The organism is Methylophaga lonarensis MPL (assembly GCF_000349205.1).
GTDB lineage: Bacteria > Pseudomonadota > Gammaproteobacteria > Nitrosococcales > Methylophagaceae > Methylophaga > Methylophaga lonarensis.
In genome coordinates this window covers 1-1588 of sequence record NZ_APHR01000083.1, presented here as the reverse complement: position 1 = coordinate 1588, position 1588 = coordinate 1, and the positions used below count along the sequence as shown (strand labels likewise).

Genomic DNA, 1588 nt, shown 5'->3' with positions numbered 1-1588 from the left:
TTCAGAACCGCTGCAGCCAGCAAACCCTTTCTGGGCATTTGCCTGGGCATGCAGGCACTGATGAGTCACAGCGAGGAAAATTCCGGCACCGAGGGGCTGGGCATCATTCCCGGCAATGTGCGTCATTTTGATCAAGCGGCAGCTCAGGGGCTTAAAGTCCCGCACATGGGCTGGAATCAGGTCAGCCAGCGCCCGCATCCGCTCTGGCAGAACATCAGCGACGACAGCCGCTTTTATTTCGTACACAGTTACTATGTTGATCCACAAACCGAGCAGAGCATTGCCGGCGTCAGCGACTATTCATTGAAGTTCGCTTCAGCGGTGACTCGCGATAATGTTTTTGCAGTGCAATTTCATCCTGAAAAAAGTCAGCATGCCGGTTTGCAATTACTTAAAAACTTCCTTGACTGGGACGGACAGTCCTAAAACCGATAACAGATTGGAGAACACGTTATGTTATTAATCCCTGCCATTGATCTTAAAGAAGGTCACTGCGTTCGTTTGCGTCAGGGACGCATGGAAGACAACACAGTGTTTTCGGAAGATCCGGTCGCCATGGCGGCCCGATGGGTAGAGGCGGGAGCCAAGCGATTACATATCGTTGATTTGGATGGAGCCTTTGCAGGCAGCCCGGTCAATGCTGATGTCATACACAATATCTGTGAGGCATTTCCTGATCTTGATGTTCAGGTCGGTGGCGGCATTCGTGATGAAGATACCATTCAAACCTATCTGCATGCGGGTGTTCGTTATGTGATCATCGGTACCAAAGCGATCAACGCGCCACATTTTGTCGGCGATGTCTGCGCAGAGTTTCCGGGCCACATCATCGTCGGCCTGGATGCCAAAGACGGCAAAGTCGCCATTGATGGTTGGTCAAAACTTTCAAACCATGACGTGATTGATATTGCTCAGCAATTCGAGCAAGACGGTGTTGAGGCCATCATCTACACGGACATCAGCCGTGACGGCATGATGCAAGGGGTCAACCTCGAATCAACCCGGGATTTGGCTCGCGCTATTAACATTCCCGTCATCGCTTCTGGTGGCGTCAGCAGCTATGACGATATCAAAGCCCTGTGTCACTACGAATCCGAAGGCGTAATGGGAGCCATTGTTGGTCGTGCCATTTACGAAGGCAGCATTGATCTTGCAGAAGGTCAGGCACTTGCTGATCGACTGAACCCACCACTGCAATTCTGATATGGCACTGGCAAAACGCATTATCCCTTGCCTTGATGTTGACGCCGGCCGTGTGGTCAAAGGCGTACAGTTTGTCGACATTCGGGATGCCGGCGATCCGGTCGAAATTGCCAGACGCTACGATCAACAGGGTGCCGACGAACTGACCTTTTTAGACATAACCGCTACGCACCATGAGCGCGAAACCATGGAAGAGGTTGTTCGCGCGGTCGCCAGTCAGGTTTTTATCCCGCTGACCGTCGGCGGCGGCATCCGAACAGTTGCCGATATTCGCCGGATGCTCAATGCGGGGGCCGACAAAGTGGGCATCAATTCTGCCGCAGTCAAAAACCCTGATTTTGTCAGAGAAGCAGCAGAGAAGTTTGGTTCACAATGCATTGTTGTC

At 52.0% G+C, this 1588-nt stretch carries 3 protein-coding genes; all 3 read left to right on the top strand.

All coding sequences use genetic code 11. The annotated features are described in order from the left end of the window. On the top strand, positions 1-426 hold a 426-nt coding region (gene hisH / locus MPL1_RS12710), incomplete at its 5' end, for an imidazole glycerol phosphate synthase subunit HisH (protein ID WP_009727542.1). A gap of 27 nt (positions 427-453) precedes the next feature. Next, entirely contained in the window at positions 454-1203 is a 750-nt protein-coding gene (hisA, locus tag MPL1_RS12705) for a 1-(5-phosphoribosyl)-5-[(5-phosphoribosylamino)methylideneamino]imidazole-4-carboxamide isomerase (RefSeq protein WP_009727541.1), read from the top strand. 1 nt (position 1204) lies between these two features. Continuing rightward, on the top strand, positions 1205-1588 hold a 384-nt coding region (gene hisF, locus MPL1_RS12700; protein ID WP_009727540.1), incomplete at its 3' end, for an imidazole glycerol phosphate synthase subunit HisF.

What these genes read in the sequence shown, in the direction of transcription:
- hisA (WP_009727541.1), top strand. Translation starts at nt 454, where the DNA reads ATGTTATTAATCCCTGCCATTGATCTTAAAGAAGGTCACTGCGTTCGT.